16 protein-coding genes are annotated in these 16,624 nt (G+C 57.0%); 8 read left to right on the forward strand and 8 right to left on the reverse strand.

The window, feature by feature from the left end:
* The first annotated feature begins 3 nt into the window (after positions 1-3).
* From ETAA8_RS16410 to ETAA8_RS16420, 3 genes are all read left to right on the forward strand, one after another.
* Entirely contained in the window at positions 4-606 is a 603-nt protein-coding gene (locus tag ETAA8_RS16410; protein ID WP_145090398.1) for a hypothetical protein, read from the forward strand.
* Between the two features lie 149 nt (positions 607-755).
* On the forward strand, positions 756-1,373 hold the full coding sequence (locus ETAA8_RS16415) for a 3-keto-disaccharide hydrolase (RefSeq protein WP_145090401.1): 618 nt from the start codon (positions 756-758) through the stop codon (positions 1,371-1,373).
* Positions 1,374-1,538: 165 nt separating this feature from the next.
* A complete protein-coding gene (locus ETAA8_RS16420; RefSeq protein WP_145090404.1) occupies positions 1,539-2,594 on the forward strand; it encodes an Ldh family oxidoreductase in 1,056 nt (351 codons plus the stop codon).
* Positions 2,595-2,671: 77 nt separating this feature from the next.
* On the opposite strand, the gene ETAA8_RS16425 is transcribed toward ETAA8_RS16420, so the two are convergent.
* Together ETAA8_RS16425 and hemQ are read right to left on the reverse strand one after the other, a co-directional pair.
* Positions 2,672-3,190 (reverse strand): hypothetical protein, encoded by a 519-nt coding sequence (locus ETAA8_RS16425; protein ID WP_145090408.1) that lies wholly within the window; start codon positions 3,188-3,190, stop codon positions 2,672-2,674.
* An 11-nt stretch (positions 3,191-3,201) separates the two neighbouring features.
* A complete protein-coding gene (gene hemQ, locus ETAA8_RS16430; RefSeq protein WP_145090412.1) occupies positions 3,202-4,056 on the reverse strand; it encodes a hydrogen peroxide-dependent heme synthase in 855 nt (284 codons plus the stop codon).
* 763 nt (positions 4,057-4,819) lie between these two features.
* Here hemQ and ETAA8_RS16435 point away from each other — a divergent pair.
* The gene (locus ETAA8_RS16435) at positions 4,820-5,584 is read left to right on the forward strand and encodes a hypothetical protein (protein WP_145090415.1); all 765 of its coding nucleotides are present in this window, start codon (positions 4,820-4,822) and stop codon (positions 5,582-5,584) included.
* Between the two features lie 324 nt (positions 5,585-5,908).
* On the opposite strand, the gene ETAA8_RS16440 is transcribed toward ETAA8_RS16435, so the two are convergent.
* Together ETAA8_RS16440 and ETAA8_RS16445 are read right to left on the reverse strand one after the other, a co-directional pair.
* A complete protein-coding gene (locus ETAA8_RS16440; RefSeq protein WP_145090418.1) occupies positions 5,909-7,633 on the reverse strand; it encodes an SMP-30/gluconolactonase/LRE family protein in 1,725 nt (574 codons plus the stop codon).
* Positions 7,634-7,681: 48 nt separating this feature from the next.
* A complete protein-coding gene (locus ETAA8_RS16445; protein ID WP_145090421.1) occupies positions 7,682-9,154 on the reverse strand; it encodes a sulfatase in 1,473 nt (490 codons plus the stop codon).
* 258 nt (positions 9,155-9,412) lie between these two features.
* On the opposite strand from ETAA8_RS16445, the gene ETAA8_RS16450 reads away from it, so the two are divergent.
* The 3 genes from ETAA8_RS16450 to ETAA8_RS16460 all read left to right on the forward strand — a co-directional run bounded on the left by ETAA8_RS16450 (position 9,413) and on the right by ETAA8_RS16460 (position 11,347).
* A complete protein-coding gene (locus tag ETAA8_RS16450; RefSeq protein ID WP_145090424.1) occupies positions 9,413-10,072 on the forward strand; it encodes an FHIPEP family type III secretion protein in 660 nt (219 codons plus the stop codon).
* Positions 10,073-10,283: 211 nt separating this feature from the next.
* The gene (locus ETAA8_RS16455) at positions 10,284-10,829 is read left to right on the forward strand and encodes a hypothetical protein (RefSeq protein WP_145090426.1); all 546 of its coding nucleotides are present in this window, start codon (positions 10,284-10,286) and stop codon (positions 10,827-10,829) included.
* 26 nt (positions 10,830-10,855) lie between these two features.
* On the forward strand, positions 10,856-11,347 hold the full coding sequence (locus tag ETAA8_RS16460) for an MOSC domain-containing protein (RefSeq protein WP_145090430.1): 492 nt from the start codon (positions 10,856-10,858) through the stop codon (positions 11,345-11,347).
* 9 nt (positions 11,348-11,356) lie between these two features.
* Here ETAA8_RS16460 and ETAA8_RS16465 read toward each other — a convergent pair whose 3' ends face one another.
* From ETAA8_RS16465 to ETAA8_RS16480, 4 genes are all read right to left on the reverse strand, one after another.
* Positions 11,357-11,929, reverse strand: coding sequence for a hypothetical protein (locus ETAA8_RS16465; RefSeq protein WP_145090433.1), 573 nt, complete (start codon positions 11,927-11,929; stop codon positions 11,357-11,359).
* A gap of 287 nt (positions 11,930-12,216) precedes the next feature.
* A complete protein-coding gene (locus tag ETAA8_RS16470) occupies positions 12,217-13,086 on the reverse strand; it encodes an OmpA family protein (protein WP_202921887.1) in 870 nt (289 codons plus the stop codon).
* A 40-nt stretch (positions 13,087-13,126) separates the two neighbouring features.
* On the reverse strand, positions 13,127-14,446 hold the full coding sequence (locus tag ETAA8_RS16475; protein WP_145090441.1) for a helix-turn-helix domain-containing protein: 1,320 nt from the start codon (positions 14,444-14,446) through the stop codon (positions 13,127-13,129).
* 60 nt (positions 14,447-14,506) lie between these two features.
* Positions 14,507-14,845 (reverse strand): hypothetical protein, encoded by a 339-nt coding sequence (locus ETAA8_RS16480; RefSeq protein ID WP_145090444.1) that lies wholly within the window; start codon positions 14,843-14,845, stop codon positions 14,507-14,509.
* A gap of 437 nt (positions 14,846-15,282) precedes the next feature.
* Here ETAA8_RS16480 and ETAA8_RS16485 point away from each other — a divergent pair, with 437 nt between their 5' ends.
* Positions 15,283-16,476, forward strand: coding sequence for a Gfo/Idh/MocA family protein (locus tag ETAA8_RS16485; RefSeq protein WP_202921888.1), 1,194 nt, complete (start codon positions 15,283-15,285; stop codon positions 16,474-16,476).
* Positions 16,477-16,624 lie beyond the last annotated feature (148 nt).

A 16,624-nucleotide genomic window follows, 5' to 3' on the forward strand; every position in this document is an offset into this window, starting at 1 on the left:
TGTATGTCCAGTTCCAATCCCTTCGCCGAAGACGACGCGCTGCTGAAGGATCAGGAGCGGTCGCAATCGACAGCCAGTCCGCTCAATCCGTACGCAGCACCGCCGAGCAGCGGGGAGTATCACGCCTCGCGCGAGCTAGGCGTCGGGATCTGGCGCGAGCGGGATATGCTCGTGATCCATGCCGAGGCCGATTTTCCGCCGCGCTGCTTGCTTACCAATGAGCTGGCCGATGAATGGCGCAGCCAAGAGGTGAAGTGGTGGTACGCAATCGACTGGATGTCACGGAGGAAGACGTTTGTCTATGCCATCTCCGCCGAGGGCTACGCAGTAGAAGCTCGACAGCGACGCCGAAAATTCATGTGGGGACTTATCATGCTGGCGTTAGCGATTGCGCTCGTGACCGGCACCGCGCTAGTCGGACGTTTCGGCGGGAACATTGCGACTTTAGCGTATATTCTAGTATCCATCGGAGTCATTCTGCTGATATCCGGTTACCGTTATCAAAACACGCTGCAATTCCGTCAGATCAGAAAAGACTACTTCTGGCTGCACGGTGCGAAGCGAGCGTTTCTCGATTCGCTGCCGGCGTGGCCGGGAGTGGACTAAATTGGCGGACATGATCGGCCCCCCGAACACGCACTTTCAGCGTTCTCAGCCGATTTACAAGTGCTTTGCGCCTTGTCACACTGATGAACCAACCGTGCTTCGTTTGGCCCGCCCTATTTCCCGCGAACTTGAATCCAGGAATTCCTCTCATGCGTTACTTTGCCTCCCTACTCCTGGCCGCCATCGGCCTCGTTGCGACCCTTCAAGCCGAAGACAAAAAGTCGGATTGGGTGCAAATGTTCGACGGCAAAACTTGGGACGGCTGGAAGATTGCCGAAAACGAGAAGAGCTTCTCGATAAAGGATGGCGCCATCGTCGCCCATGGCACGCGCGCTCATGCGTTTTATACGGCCAACGATAAACCGTTCAAGAATTTTGAATTTAAGTGCGAAGTGCAAACCAAGACCAACAGCAACGCGGGCATTTTCATTCACACCCAGTGGCAGGAAAAAGATTGGCCGAAGATCGGCTACGAATGCCAGGTAAACAACAGCTACAACAAAGACCCGCAAAAGACGGGTGGCCTATACAACACGGTAAAAGTGCTGGAAGCTCCCGCCAAGGATGACGAGTGGTTCACGTACTACATCAAGGTCGACGGCAAACACGTAATGGTGAAGATCAACGACAAGACCGTGGTCGACTTCGAAGAGCCCGCCGACAAGTCGGGTACGATCAAGCTCAGCGAAGGAACCTTTGCTCTGCAAGCTCACGACCCAGGCAGCACCGTAATGTTCCGCAATTTGCAAGTTCGCCGCTTGCCGTAAGTTGGGAGTTGGGGGCTAGGAACTGGGAGCTGGGGACTTATGTTCTCAGCGTCTAAGTCGAATGTCTAGTTCTCAGCTCATGTCGATTGATTGTAAATTTCGCTTCGCCATTGTTGCACCTCATTCCTAATCTCCCAATTCCTAGCCACTAGCCCCCAGCCCACCATGCCCGTCATCACACCTGCTGCGCTCGAAAAGTTTGCTGAGAACCTGTTGCTCGCCGGAGGTGCTTCTGCCGAAGAAGCCACCGTCACTGCGCGAAGCCTTGTCGACTCCAACATGCGAGGCTACGACTCGCACGGTGTGATGCGGTTGCCGTACTACATTCAGGCCATCAAGGATGGCGAAGTCATCTCAGGCGCTCCGCTAACGGTGCTCGACGAAGGGCCGAGCCGAGTTGTGGCCGATGCCAACTGGGGCGTCGGTCAGGTGCAGGGCGTGCGGATGTTGAAGATGCTTGCCGAGAAGGCCCACAAGAGCGGGCAGGCCATTGGCACCATGACTCACTGCGGGCACATTGGTCGCTTGGGCGAATACTGCGAACTGGCTGCTGCCGAAGGGCTCGTCACGCTGCTGATGGTGAACTCGCACGGCGCTGCGGTGCGCGTGGCTCCGCCCGGTGGCAAGTCGCCCCGCTTGAGCACCAATCCTCTCGCCATTGGTGTGCCGCACAAAGATTCGCCGCTGGTACTCGACTTTAGCACCAGTGCCACTGCCGAAGGCAAAGTGCGAGTGAAAAAGATTGCCGGCGAGAAAGTTCCTGAAGGTTGGCTTCTCGACTGCGAAGGGAAGCCGACGACCGACCCGAATACGCTGTACGGCAATCCGCCAGGCTCGATTTTGCCGATGGGCGGAACGCAGGGCTATAAGGGCTTCGGGCTTGGTCTAATGATCGAGATCTTCACCGGGGCGATTTCTGGCGGCGTGACTGCCAGGCCGGAACTCTATCCCAAGAAGGGGAACTGCGTGTTTATGATGGTCATCGATCCGGGCCTCTATGGCGGTGCTTCGCACTTCAAGGCGGAGGTGGAGCAGCTGTGCGAATACATTCGCAGTTGCCCACGGATGGATGGTTGCGAAGAGATCATGCTTCCTGGCGATCCCGAGCGCAAGCTCTATGAACGGCGCAAGGCTTCCGGCTTATCGCTCGATGCTGAAAACTGGAACGCCCTAACCGCTGCTGCCCAAAAGTTGAACGTCGCCGTGCCGCAGGTCGCGTAGTTTTACTCGTAGTCGAGTTATTCCATGACTCGGTTGTTCCGGTCAGGGAATGACCGGACTACGGATTGACCCCGCCCTTACAAAAAGCCTGGCGGCAGAATGCTGATGCCCCAATAGATCATCAGCCCGGTGGCGGTAAGGATGGTGATCGTTGTGAATGCGCTCAGCCAGAGCGCTAGCAGCGTGAGGGTTCGACCGGCGGGATCGCGGGCACCAAGCCGCATGGTTCGCAAGTCGTCGGCAGCCAAAAAGACAACGGCAATTGACGGGACAATTCCGATTAATGGCAGCAGCCAACCGACCAGCATGAAGCTAGTGGCGGTAAGCCAGGCGACTCCACTGGCCAGAATCGTGATGGAGGTCAATATCAACAGCAGGCCGGCGCGATGATCGGCAGTCACCTCGTACTGCGGCACAAAGGGGCGACCACCGCTGCTGGCGGGCGCGGCGAAAGAGTTCTTGTCCCGCGTGGAGGCCGCATCTGCTTCGGCCTCCAGCACTCCGTCCCCTTCAGCATACGGATTCGCGCCGTCAGCTTGGGAGATCTGCTGCTTGCGAAAGCGGGGATCGTCGGGACGGAGCAACGGGTTCGACATAGCGGATTGGGTTAGGTTCCGATGCGGCAATGGGCCAGCATTTCGGCCGGCGTCATGATGTAGCTGACGAGGAACGGCCCGAACTCGGCGTACCGCGCACTGGCCTCGTCAAACCGCATGCGATAGACAATCTCGGTGAGGAACTGCGGATTCTTCGCCCAGAGCGTGACGCCCCATTCCCAATCGTCGAGGCCAAGGCCAACCGTAATCAACTGCGAGACCTTGCCGGCGAATTCCATGCCGCTGCGGGCGTGTTCGGCCATCTGGCGATTCCGCTCGTCGAAGGGGAGCAGGAACCAGTTTTCGCCAACCTTCCGCTTCTTGTTCATCGGATAGAAGCAGGTGGCCGGATAGGGAGGGAACTCGGGGGTCAGACGCTGCTTGTTCATCAGCGGCAGGCGATCGCCATAGGCCTTCATCTTGGCCTGATAGGTTGGGCTTCCCTCGGTATCACCTTCGGCGATCAAGCGCTTGCCGTATTGCTCGACGCTGGAGACGTACTCCGAGATTTCGGTGATCGACACGAACGAGTAGGTCGGCACGAGTGCCGGGCCCAAGCTGCCGCTGACGAGCGCTTGCTGCACCGCATCGATCTTGAGCGGATTCGCATCCATCAGCATCAGCCCGAAGTCGGCCTTCTGTCCGCTGACGACGCTGGTCTGTAGCCGTGCGCTGGCGTTCGGACCTTCTGGATTCAGTGCCGCGATGAGTTCTTCTTTGCCCCGGGCGATCTGCTCGGCCGACATGCCAGCGAGCACCCCGCGGTCAAACCGGTAGTAAAGATGGGTGCAGTGCCAGCCCTCTTTGGGCTCCAAACTGATCGGAATGGGTTCTGCTGCCGGAGGACGACCGTGACCGTGTGACATAGGAAGTTTTGAGCCAAATGCGGAGAGGACGGTGAATTTCGGCATTGTAACAGCAGGCCGCGGAATTCACTACCGACCAGCGTCGGCAGCACGAGTCACAATGCAATCAGCTCGCGGAGGATCCTTTTCGGAACACCTGCCACTTTCCGCCGCGCAAGTTCTGCAGGTCTGGTCGGCACTCCGCCCTGACAAATGCGGTTCGATGCGGCGCGCGGGCGATTTGGCAGGACGACAAAGGATCGCTTAGAATCCGCTGCGGATCAATGGTTGTCCCCGTGGTGCTGGCCGCCATGTCAGATGATCGCCGCAATTTCGTGCTGGGTGGAACATTGTTTTTGCATAGTGCTCAAACGCCGCGCTCCGCTGTTTGCCGATGAATGTGCGCGGCAACTGCTCGCAGAGCAGGCGAGTAAGAGAGCAGATTGTTTGTCGGGGCAGCGCTGGTTTGTCAGAGTGGAGTACCGACCTGACCTACAAACTTCGGCGGCTCGGTGCTGGCGTGTTCGCAAACACGTTGACGGCATTTCAAATCAATTCCATTCCATTCAAAGAACCGTGTTCCCATGGAAGTTCATTATCGACTTGCAGTATTTTGCGTATTTGTCGGGGTTCTCACTGCGCAGGCTGCCGGCGCGGATCCGCCCAAATTCGCTGTTCATTGCAAGATTGACAAGGCGGAGCATTCGACAGCCTCAGTCCTGCCTCTGCGAGTCGACATCAGAAACATCACCGGCTCGACCTTGGAGATTCCGAAAGAACTCGGTTGGGAGCACGGCACCATCGTGGTTTTTTTCGCAAGGCAAATAGTCAGGACACTTGGACCGAAATTGCTCCTTTCGACCGGTTTCCGGCCACCGGCGTCCGGCTTACCAAAGAATTTTTCCAGCCCGTTCGCTCGAGGTGTTACTATCTGGTAGTACCGCTCTGGCGGATATCCTACGATGCCCTGCAGTTTCGAGAATTAGATCTGCACGTCAAGTTACGCATCGGCAAAACGTCGGTTACATCCAACGAAGTTCGGATTCAGTTGGCGCCCGTGCCGCCCGAAACGCTGCAGTTCGTGAAACTGAATAGCGATTCGCTGCATCATTATCTTTCGGCCGATCGGCTGTTTTGGGATCGACCTTCGAATGAGTTAGTCGAGGCCTTGAGGAGTCTGCCTGAAACCAAGGCTTTGGGACCATGGCTCAAGTTGATGATTCGCCTGAGGCATCTTTGCTATACCGACCTACTACGGGAACAAGAGCTTCAGGACTTTTTTAAGGAACTGGACTCACTACCGCCAATCATGCGAGAAACTATTGGTCTGAAGTTGGGGCTTGAATTAAACAATTTTCTTATGCATCGCAATCGTGACAAGGAGCCGAATGTCCCCGTAATGCACGAAATGTTAGCAGTTGCGGAAGAATGCCTTGCTCCATGTCATAGCGGCAACAGTATGGCCGTGCATGTCCGGGAACTACTTCAGAGAACTAAACGTAATATGGCCAGCCGCGAGCCAGCAGGTCAAGTCGGTACTTCGCCCTGACAAATACGGTTCGATGCGGCGCGCGGGCGATTTGGCGAGACGACGAAAGATCGCTTAGAATCCGCTGTGGATCAATGGTTGTCCCCGGGGTGCTGGCCGCCATGTCAGATGATCGCCGCAATTTCGTGCTGGGTGGAACCTTGTTTTTACATGGTGATCAAACGCCGCGCTCCGCTGTTTGCCGATGAATGTGCGCGACAACTGCTCGCAGAGCAGGCTAGTAAAAAAGTAGGTTGATTGTCGGGGCAGCGCTGGTTTGTCAGGGCGGAGTACCGACCTGACCTACAAACTACGCTGAACACCGCTTATTATCGGCCTACAAGTTTACAACCGTGGCGCTGTAGGCTTGAACGCGGGTTGCCAGGCGTTAGCGCCGCTGACTTTCACTTTGCGCTTATAGACCCGGTCGCCGCAGGTCGCAAAGACAGTGTCGAACTTTTCGCCGCCAAAGCAGAGGTTCGAACACTTGCCATTGGGTGTGGGAATGATGCAATTCACGCGACCAGCCTGATCGCAGACTTGCAGGCCCATCTTCGTAGCGATCCACAGGCGGCCATCGCGATCGCAGCGCATCCCATCGGCACCGCTATCTTCGGCTGTGTCTGGCACATGCAGGTGATAGTACTTTTGCTTGTGAGCGAGCGAACCGTCAGGCTGGATCTGATAGCTGTAGACCCAATGCGTACGGCTATCGGCGACGTACAGCAGCGAATGATCGGGTGATACTGTCACGCCGTTTGAGAAGATCAAGCCTGAGTCGACGACCTTCTTCTCGCCTTGCGGGCTGATGTACCAGATCTGGCTCGGGCCTTTGTTGTCCCATCCGGGCTGGGTGACGTACATGCTGCCGTTGTGGAGCACGACGAGATCGTTGCCGCGAAAGCCATCAGCGACGACCGTGGCCTTGCCATCGGCGTCGTACTTCACCACTTGTTCTTTTCCCATCAGCACGGCGTACAGAGAGCCATTAGGTCCAAACGCCTGGCCATTCGAACGATTCGAGCTTTCGATAAAGGTGCTCACCTTCCCGTCGGCACTGAGCTTGAGTGTTTTCTCATTGGGAATGTCGTTGTAAAACACTTCTCCCTGGCCGTTGGCCGCCGGACCTTCGGTGAACTTGTAACCCTCAGCGACCAATTGCCAGCCTTCAACGGGTAGCAGGATTTCTTTCATCTGCGGCGAGCCAGCGCCGGCTTTGACCGGTTCCGGATAATTCTTCCACAGCCAGCGCATGGCATCGGGAAAGACTTCGGTCCCGTGCTTGCCGTTGTGTCCGCCGTCGCCCCAAACGTGATTCACTTCGTAACCGGCGAAGATTAACGAGCGCTCCAGTTCTTGGTTGGCCATCCACCAGTCCCCAGCGTAGATGTTTAAGTCGCCGCTGCCGTCCTGCAGAAAAATGCGGAGGGGTTTGGGTTCGACCTTGCGGACCAAGGTGGGATACTCGTTGCCGCCGCGCAAACCGACGTAGGTGCCAATGCCGCTGAAGACGCGACTGAACGCATCGGGGCGTTCCCAGGCCGCGGTGAATGCACAGATTGCGCCGCTGCTCGAACCGCCGATGGCGCGATCGTTGCCTTCTTTCGAGAGCCGGATTGCTCGGCCGTCGGTCGCGGTCTTCTTTTCGACTTCGGGAAGAATCTCGTCGAGGACGAAACGTGCATAGCCATCACCGAGGCCGTCGTACTCAAAGCTGCGGTTAAAACGATCGAGCGCTTCGCCATTCACAGCCTTCACACGACCGGGCTGAATAAAAACGCCAATGGTGATTGGCATTTCCTTGGCGGTGATTAGCTTGTCAAAAACCACTGGCGCATTCCATTGCACGCCGTCTTGATTCACATAGACGCAGGCCGGCTTCTCGGGGGAGTACTGCTGAGGAATGTAGACCCAGTAGTCGCGGGTGGTGCCGGGAAAAATCTTGCTCTCGGTAAAGCTAAATTTCAACACTTCGCCTTTGGGGGGCTCTTGGCCGTGCGCTGCCGGCGATGTCAGGTTGATTATCAACGCGGCTGCCAGAAGCAACGAACGGTGCAAAACAAGGTTCATCGAACGAACTTCCTGGGGGAGAGGTAACAAAGCTAGTAACAGCATCGACTAACGAGCCGTTTTGGCAGGAACGACTTCTGGCGGAAACTGCCTGTGTAAGGCAGTTCGCGCGGATTGCAAGATTGCCGGATCGGCGGGCGCTGACGAAGTGTTGTTGAGTTCGTGGGGATCGCTCGCATGCTCGTAGAGTTCCATCGCCAGGACTTTGCCCGTGTTCCAGTCGCGCCACTCGGTATAGCGAGCAGCTACGGTTTTCACGCTGTAGCCCATCGCAGTCGGGGTTTTACTGGGAGTCCGGTCGTAATACGCCGGGCGCGGATGCTGGGTGAACGCAATGGTATCACCTAATGCGGTGGCGTTAGTCAACGCCGGCGACAAGTCTTTGCCATCCAGCTTTTGCTCGGTCGTTAACCCGCAGGCTGCGATAAGTGTTGGAAACAAATCGATCAATTCGACGGGAGACAGCACCTTGCTCCCGCCGTTCTCGCCACTGGGTGGCACCACAATCAGCGGGACGCGTGCGTCTAGTTCGTAGCAGGATGTTTTGGCCCACAACTCGTGTTCTCCAAGGTGATAGCCGTGATCACCGACGAAGACGAGGTAGGTATTGTTGAGCTTGGCTTCTTCCACAGCCCGCAGGAACTTGCCCACCTGATCGTCGAGATAACTTGTATTCGCAAAGTAACCATGCCGCCATTCGGCAACGTCTTCGTCCGTCAGCTTAAGTCGCTTATCAGGGGGGCCGAGCAACTCCTGGCCTTCGTGCCTGGCAAGTTCTACCCCGTTCTTCGGCCACCTCGGATCGAGTTTCGGCAGTTGAGTCCGCTCGTAACGATCCCAATACTTCTTGGGCGCATTGAATGGCGCGTGAGGCTTCCAAAAACCAACCGCGAGAAAAAAGGGTTGGTCTTTAACTTCCTTCAGCACACGAATCGCTTCGTCGGCGACCCGGCCATCAAAGTAGGCTTCGTCGGGCACGTCGTAAGCGAATGTCTTGGGAGCTGTGGCGTGGTTCTTCAGGTCTGCGATGTTCACTCCCGGCAGTTTTGGTTGATCGTTGCCATGATTCTCGTAATGCAGAAACTCGGGAGCCGACCACGATTGGGGATCACCCTTCACGGCCGTGTGCCAATTGTGAAAAATCTTACCAACGTCACGCGTGACGTAACCATTCTTCTTGAAGACTTCGGGAATTGTGATCACATTCGGCCGCAAGTCGCGAAAGTGCGTGCCGTTGCACCATAGTCCCAGCGAATCGGGGCGTTGCCCGGTCATGAACGACGAGCGAGAAGGATTGCACAGTGCCTGCTGACAATAGGCACGCTCGAACAGCACGCCCCGCTTCGCCAAACTGTCGATGTGCGGCGTCTTCGCCAGCGAGCCATAACAGCCGAGTTCCGGTCGCAGGTCGTCGGCAACGATCAAGATCACATTGGTGCGTGGCTGTGCAGCAGTTGCACCACTGATGATTGCCAGCGAAAACGCGACCGACAGCAGGCTTAAGGAAGAGTGATTCAACATGGCACTCGATGCTCGCAATAAACGGGACTGTCGGCTCGGGGAGAGGCTGCCAGTTATACCCGTTGCGTAGTGGTTTTCACATCGTTTATCTCACCACCTGGAACTGACGGTGGGCTGACTTAAGCGACTGCCAGAACGAGAGAGATTCAAGTGACGGCTGGGCACGCAAACCGCAAAAGGGGGGTGTCCAACAATTGGGTCGATTGTTGGACAGCAGATAGCGCAACTCTTGGGTTTCCGAGGGATTTGTGTCCAACAATGAGGGTGCATGTTGGACACTTTGGTTGCAATTGGGCGGTAAGATTTCGCGGCGAAGGGCTGACCTGGCTGGTCAATCAAATTAGCCCACTTCCCGGGCTCTCGCCTCTAAGTACCATCAGCTTTTTTGCGTTAGAATGGGTAGCAACTCATTTGCAATGGAGGCTGGCAATGTCACGGCGACTGTTCTTGCAGAGTTCACTCGCGCTGGCTGGCAGCGCATCACCGACGGGCGCACTCCTCGCCAACTTGTCAGGCGCAACTGTTGGAATCAATGCGGCGAGCAGTGACAAGCAGAGTGAGGAAGTTCGTAACGTCGAACCTTTAGAACTCGCGATTGGCGGTGGCTTGGTCCGCTTGTTTCGCGGCACTCCGTTTTGCCACATCATGGTCGAGATCCCGCGCATGCGCCAGGCGTTTGCTGAAGAGGGAATTGCGATGCCACTTGTTCGCATTCGAGACTGGCTAACGCTCGGGAAGCTCAACTATGCGATTGACGTTTACGGAGTTCGCATGGCCGAGGCAAGTTGCGGCATGCTGCGGAATGTGACGAACGACGACGCAAACTACGCCACTCGCCGCCGCATCGCGGAAGATCAAATCCTGAATCATCTGCGCACCATTGTGCGCGAGGGTGCGTACTATCAGGCATTGAAATAACGCTGCGGTCTCGGCTTCCACTTCGCCATTTCAGCCAGCAATGCCTGCAAGGTTTACGCAAGCAGTACCACCGGAACAACGCCTACGACATTTCTGGTTGGAACTGTGCGCTTTTGCTTGTCGCGTCGAATTCGTCCGATAAGATTCACCTTGCAGGCCAGAAAAATCTTGAGCTGAATTCGAAAATTGCCGGTTGTAAGGAAAGTTTGTTATGAAGTCGCTACTTCGTCCGTCCTTCGCGCTGCTTGTGGCTGTCGTTGGGCTTTGTGGGTCGGCGACCGAATCGCAAGCCGAATGGCCTCGCTATCGAGTTTCAGCTTCCTATTCGCTCCCTTCAGCACCCGCCTATCGCCCCGTGTTACCCGGTGTGCAGATGCAGCCGGTCGCTCAAGCGTATCACCCGGTTTCACCACCACCGCCGGCCTTCTATGGTTCGCCAGTAGCACCTTCGTACTATGCTCCGCAGCCCGTCGCGGGATCGACGACCAGTTTTCATCCGTTGACTTCGCAGTACACACCGTACTCATATGCTCAACAGCCCTTCCCTCCGTATCAAGCACCAGTGCCACCGCGGTACAATCCGCAGATCAACACGGCATACTATGGCCCACAGCCTCATCAGACACCTTTGACGTTGCCGACAACTCCTCAATCGGTCCATACCTACGGCAACTACTATCAACCCGAGCGACCAGCTGCGTCTTACTCGCCGAATCCCGGCTTTCATTACCTGCAGCCGGCGCAAGGCCAGTACTAATCGCAACGCTTTTAGCAGGGAAGCCTATGTCGGTATCGTTTGCGGGTGAGTTACTCGCCATTGGGATTGCGCCGCAGGCGAAAGCACCGCTTGAACTATGCGAGTCAGTGGAAATCATCGCCGGGCGAGGCATCGTCGGCGATCGCTACTCAGCGGGCAAAGGCGCCGGGCAGAAGGGAAAGATCGACGACGAGCAGCAGGTGACATTGATCGCCGCTGAAGCCATAGCCGCGGCGTGCGAAGAATCCGGCCTCCCGATCACGCACCTGATTACCCGGCGAAATCTGCTCGTTCAAGGCGTACCGTTGAACGATCTTGTCTCCAAGACCTTTCGTGTAGGCGAAGTCATTCTCCGCGGTCTGCAGCCTTGCGATCCCTGTGGCTATTTAGAAAAGCAGACGTTTGCCCACATCAAGCAGGCCCTACTCAAGCGCGGAGGCCTGCGCACCGTAGTGCTGCAAGGGGGAACGATTCGCGTGGGAGATGCGGTGGAACTCGTTGAGTTGCCACGCAGCTAAGGGCCAGCTTTAGCGCGGCAAATCGAGCTTGCGAGGCAGATCGCGAGGATAGGGTGGCGGTAACATCGCCGGCATAGGCTGGCTGTTTTCCGCCGACCACATATCCCGCTCTTCATCCGTAGCGTAGTACGCGAGCCAGGTCTCGGCATCGAGATCTGCGTCGAGACAACGCCAGTTGAGATAGTTGTGAGGCAGGTCGATCATCTTTTCGTGCGAAGGCAGAATATCGCGGGCAATGAGGCAGTAGAGTTGGCGATCTGACAAGTGATCGGTTAGTTCCAGATAGATCCGGCGGGTACTTAGCTTTTCGATCACTGCGGTCAAGCGTTCGCGCAGTTCATCGTCGCTCAGCCGTTCGGGCGAAGCCAACTGCAGAGGAGGATTGAACCACTGGGCAATCGGCAGCGCGGGAGCCCGTTCCCAGGCCAGCATCGAGGCGAGAAATTCGTTCTCGTCCGAGGTGGGCAGTTGTTTGCAAGCCAGCACGTCGACCGATTCGTCCAGAAACGGCTCCAGCTCGTCACGCAGGCGAGCATTAAGGAGCAATTGGTCGACTTCCGTGTTTTCGCTTTGGGAACCCATAGCAGTCTCGAACCTTATCCAGCGGGGGAGTCCAGCGGCCGCGAGCAATGAGGGGGGAGTCGCAAACGCGCTGGCGTGATATCGACTTTAGCTACAGCGGCGCGGCTCTCCAACGCAAACTTGCGTAAATCTGTCGCGTGCGGCGCACTTTTTTGATGCTAGCCGCTGTAAGATCGTCACGAGCGTTTAAGTCGCTGTGAGCAAGCTTTTTGCAGATTTCCCTGCTTGCGGGATTGGTACAGTTTACGAGCGCAATCGCGCATCAAAACTGAAACGTCGGTGCCCTCTTATCGACGGATTATCTCGGGATTCAACCAGCCGAGAACCGGTTGATCGGGATCGACCAGATAAACCCGCACTTCTTCGGCGGCGGTAATGGGCTGGCCATGCTCATTGCGGTTTGATTTTCGCACGCCGGTGCTCGAAATGGCCAGCCGATCTTCGGCAATGCCGTGCCGATCCAAATAATCGGCCACACTTTGGGCCCGCGAAGTTGCCAGTTGGCGACCGCTCTTGGCCAGCCCCTCCTGAGTGCGCGAGCCACTGCGCTCAGCTGAAGTGGCAACCAGAATGCGGAACTTGCTCGCTGGGGATCTCTGCAGTAGCTTGGCCAGTTCGGCCAACTGTTGACGGCTCTCGGGCGTCAGAACTGAAGAGTTCTGTTCAAAGCCGATCCCTTCGGCCCAGACGCCCGCGCCAGTCTCGGCATCGACTTCAATCCGGTCATCCTGCCGTGCAAGTTGAGCGATCGCTGGCAGTGAAGCCGGGGGCTGCGTAGACGCCCGGTGCGGACGCCACGGCAGCGCCTCTTCTCCTGCAGGGGCCGGGGACTTGCTGGCCAACTTTGGTGCCGATTTAGAAGTTGTGTTCGCAGCGTATGAGGTCGGCTTCGGAGGGGTTGCCGTACGACTGGCTAACGGGCGGGGAGTGCCGCCGGCAAGTTGTGTTTCCGCCTGATCTAGCTTCTGTTCGAGTGACGCTAGTTGGGTTTGCAGGTTGCGATTGGCGTCGCGCTGCTGACGAATGGTTGCCAGCAGTTCGTCTTTTTCGCCTTGAATGCGCTGCACCTGCGTATTCGGGCTCGCGCAACTGCAGAGAACTGCACAAGCGAAGCAAAGGCCGATTCGGAATGATGTGCTGAGTTGTTTTAATGCCATGATTCGACTCCTTTCGAACCAAGCGGACAAACTTGTCGGCTTATTTTTCCAGACCAAACGTGCTGAGGGCGGCATCCATCAAGGCCATCGACATCGACGACTGGCTATCGAAGACCCACATGTTGAGCAGGATATCGACCGTCAGCATCCCGCAGCAAACAAGCATGATCGTGACCAAAAACAGCCCCAGTACGTTCCAAACAGAGTACGGTGCTTCGATCACCGGCACTTGTACGTAAACGGGCTGACCTGCCATGCCAGGCATGCCGGCCATTCCCATGCCGCCGGCGACGGGCATCGATTCGGCAAACGGCTCCATCACCATCTGGGCACTGGCGAAGGGATCTTCCGACATCGGTGCCGCACCCGCCGAGCGCAGCATCGTGGCGGCATCAGTATCGAACGATTCGGAATCTTCGAGGGCAATCACTTGCGAACCGCTATCCGATTCATCATCGCCGAGCGAATCGGTGGTCGACAACAGGAACTGATCGTCTTGTTTGAGTTGAGTCGCTTGGTCGGGATCGCCGGAGTCGTCGTCAAGCGCGATGACGTCGTCATCTTCGGGCAATTCGAGAGAATCGACGGCAGAACCGCCAAGATCGAGTGGCTCTTCCTCCAGCGAAAGACCGCTGTCGGTCGGCTTCAGGTTGATGCCTGAATCACCGCCGCGGAGGGCCAGGTCGCTGCCGATGCCGCTCCCAATCACACTGCCGCTGGCCATCCCTACGCTGTCGGAATCGAGATCGATCTCGTCCGAATCGTCATCGTCGATCGGGGCAGATTTCTTCGGTGGTTTCGAGATCGCAGGTTCGTCGTCCATCGACAGTTGCAAATCGTCTTCGCCCAGTTCCATGCCAGCACCAAGGGCCACATCGCTGCCGGACATCTTGATCGAACCGGTGCCACTGCCGCCGCCCAACTTGAGATCGGAACCGCCGAGAATGCCGGAAGCATCGAGCAGCGGGTTGCTGCCATCACCAGACATATCGGGCTCCGAAGCCAACTTCAAGTCGCTATCCGCAGCGGACTTCGCGCCCTTCTTCTTGCCAATGATCGTGCTGTTCGTGCCTTCGGGCGATTGGCCAAGTTCTTCTTCGCTGACGAGGATCGCTTCGTTGGCGTCCACATTGGAGGGAGACGAGAGGCCCGCGAGAGTCATATCAAAATCGTCGGCATTCAGCGCCGAGCCGCCGGCCCGCTCCGAAAGTACACGCTCGACTTCGTCGACTTTGAATTCCCAACCCGAGCCGGTGCGCACGCCAAAAATCTCGCCCTTTTGGCGCATCGTGGCGAGTTGGTCTTCCGTCACACCCAACTTCGCGGCTGCTTCACTGCTTGCGAGATTCTTGCCGGCCATTTCGTTACTCCGCGTCGACGGCCTGTTCAGGCCATCTGTTTTAACCGGCGTGGCGGCCGGTCAGCGCTGATCTGCGATGGATCGTATTTCGCGCGGCGTGGGGCTGCCGCTATTAAAGTCCTCCATGACCAGGTCCCACTGTACATTCCGAACACTTCGTAGGTTGATCGCGCCACTATTCCGGTCAATGTGATAGACGGCCATCACTTGTCGCCGCGGATCGACCACGGTGACTTGCTGCCGACCCTCAACATCCATTGATAGTGCAAGCAATTCGCCCGGCTGACCACGCTCGGCAACCCCCACGGGTCGCTGCGCTTGAGCTTGCGGAAAGTTGCTGGCACCCCAGACGAGAAGCACGAAACCAACGACGGCAAACCCCATCCACACACCACGCATTGCCAGCCTCCTTGCGAGTTGGCGGAAGATCGGGCCGTTACACCTATTCTAAAAGCCCCATTTTCCGTTTCAAGACTTATACTTACGCCGATTTTACATTCCGGACATCCGCCGGGCCGGAATAATCGGTCAGGTCGAATCGAACCGACCGCCCTATTTGGCGGGCCCAGCGAGCGCGGAGTGTACAAAGATGCCTCAATTCGCGAAAGCCGGTTTTTGCCAGCATTTCCTCCGTAGTCGAGTCATTCCATGACTCGTCCCCTGCGCCTCTTTCTCTGACATCCCCATTTGCCAGTGACAAAAATCCTCACAGAGCGACCGAGCAACGTCGCCCCCCTTACCTGACAGCTAGCGACGAATCTGCTAAAAAAGCCCCACTGCACTCCCCAAAACTTAGCTCAAAAACAGACTACTCTCAGCAAGGAGTTACCTCTCCCATGGCAACGAATTTTCCCCTGAACCGTAAGCTGCGAATGGCCCTGGTGGGTGGTGGACAAGGTGCTTTTATCGGCCGCGTGCATGCCACAGCCGCTGTCCTGGATAATCGCGCGGCCCTGGTCGCGGGCTGCCTGTCGAGCGATGCTGCCCGGGCCAAAGCCTCGGCCCCCGATTACGACATCCCCGAAAACCGCGCTTACACTTCGATCACCGAGCTGGTGCAGAAGGAAAAAGCACTCCCCGCCGATCAGCGCGTCGACTTCGTGTCGGTCGCCACGCCGAATCACACCCACTTCGAAATCGCCAAGACCGCGGCCGAAGCCGGCCTCAACGTCATCTGCGATAAGCCCATGACCTTCGACCTCAAGCAGGCTGAAGAACTGGCCGAAGTCGTCAGCAAGTCGGGTGTCGTCTTCGCCGTCTCGCACAACTACACCGGCTATCCCATGGTCCGGCAAGTTCGCGAAATGATCCTCGCCGGCGAATTGGGCGAGATCAACGCCATTCGCTCTAACTACATTCAAGGTTGGCTCCGGACCCGGCTGGAAAGTAGCGACCAGAAACAAGCGGCCTGGCGAACCGATCCCAAGAAGAGCGGCGCTGCCGGTTGCTTCGGCGATATCGCCACGCATGCTTACAACCTGGGCCGTTATATGACGGGCCTCCTCCCGAGCGAGATCAGTTGCCATCTGAAGACCTTCGAACAAGGCCGCGCACTCGACGACTACGGCACGGCCCTTATCAAATTCGAGAACGGCGCTTTTGGCTGCGTGACTGCTTCTCAAATCAGTCACGGCCGCGAGAACGACCTGTTCATCGAAATCGACGGTACGAAGGGGGCCATTCAATGGCGGCAAGAAGACCCCAACACACTCGTCTTCCGTCAGAACGGCCAACCTCACAAGCTTTACACGCGCAACGGCGGTCCCTATATCGGCAGCCTATCCGCTGCCTCATGCCGCCTCCCCAGTGGGCATCCCGAAGCCTTCTTCGAAGCCTTCGCGAATGTCTACCGCAGCGCGTACGACAACATGATCCTCCGCGCCGAGGGGAAGCCGTTCGAAAAAGTCGACACGATCTATCCGAACGTGAACGACGGCGTCGAAGGGATGTACTTCATTCAGCAAGCCGTCGAATCGAGCAAGCAGGGCGGAACCTGGCTGCCGCTGAAGCACCCTCTCGCGCGGCGTTAAAGGGACTCAAGATGACGGTCGTTTAACACCTAAACGTTCAACTTTTAATTGATAGTTGAACGCCAACTAGCAGTAAAACGCGAGGGTTGCGCTATCCGGTGTTCAATTAAGAACCTCTTAATTGAACACCCCCCGTTGGTGGTTGTTT

This window comes from Anatilimnocola aggregata, from assembly GCF_007747655.1.
GTDB lineage: Bacteria > Planctomycetota > Planctomycetia > Pirellulales > Pirellulaceae > Anatilimnocola > Anatilimnocola aggregata.

Excerpts from the sequence above, each read along its gene's own strand:
- ETAA8_RS16410 (WP_145090398.1), top strand. The coding sequence starts at position 4 with ATGTCCAGTTCCAATCCCTTCGCCGAAGACGACGCGCTGCTGAAGGAT.
- ETAA8_RS16415 (WP_145090401.1), top strand. The coding sequence starts at position 756 with ATGCGTTACTTTGCCTCCCTACTCCTGGCCGCCATCGGCCTCGTTGCG.
- ETAA8_RS16420 (WP_145090404.1), top strand. The coding sequence starts at position 1,539 with ATGCCCGTCATCACACCTGCTGCGCTCGAAAAGTTTGCTGAGAACCTG.
- ETAA8_RS16425 (WP_145090408.1), bottom strand. The coding sequence starts at position 3,190 with ATGTCGAACCCGTTGCTCCGTCCCGACGATCCCCGCTTTCGCAAGCAG.
- hemQ (WP_145090412.1), bottom strand. The coding sequence starts at position 4,056 with ATGTCACACGGTCACGGTCGTCCTCCGGCAGCAGAACCCATTCCGATC.
- ETAA8_RS16440 (WP_145090418.1), bottom strand. The coding sequence starts at position 7,633 with ATGAACCTTGTTTTGCACCGTTCGTTGCTTCTGGCAGCCGCGTTGATA.
- ETAA8_RS16445 (WP_145090421.1), bottom strand. The coding sequence starts at position 9,154 with ATGTTGAATCACTCTTCCTTAAGCCTGCTGTCGGTCGCGTTTTCGCTG.
- ETAA8_RS16450 (WP_145090424.1), top strand. The coding sequence starts at position 9,413 with ATGAGGGTGCATGTTGGACACTTTGGTTGCAATTGGGCGGTAAGATTT.
- ETAA8_RS16455 (WP_145090426.1), top strand. The coding sequence starts at position 10,284 with ATGAAGTCGCTACTTCGTCCGTCCTTCGCGCTGCTTGTGGCTGTCGTT.
- ETAA8_RS16460 (WP_145090430.1), top strand. The coding sequence starts at position 10,856 with ATGTCGGTATCGTTTGCGGGTGAGTTACTCGCCATTGGGATTGCGCCG.
- ETAA8_RS16465 (WP_145090433.1), bottom strand. The coding sequence starts at position 11,929 with ATGGGTTCCCAAAGCGAAAACACGGAAGTCGACCAATTGCTCCTTAAT.
- ETAA8_RS16470 (WP_202921887.1), bottom strand. The coding sequence starts at position 13,086 with ATGGCATTAAAACAACTCAGCACATCATTCCGAATCGGCCTTTGCTTC.
- ETAA8_RS16475 (WP_145090441.1), bottom strand. The coding sequence starts at position 14,446 with ATGGCCGGCAAGAATCTCGCAAGCAGTGAAGCAGCCGCGAAGTTGGGT.
- ETAA8_RS16480 (WP_145090444.1), bottom strand. The coding sequence starts at position 14,845 with ATGCGTGGTGTGTGGATGGGGTTTGCCGTCGTTGGTTTCGTGCTTCTC.
- ETAA8_RS16485 (WP_202921888.1), top strand. The coding sequence starts at position 15,283 with ATGGCAACGAATTTTCCCCTGAACCGTAAGCTGCGAATGGCCCTGGTG.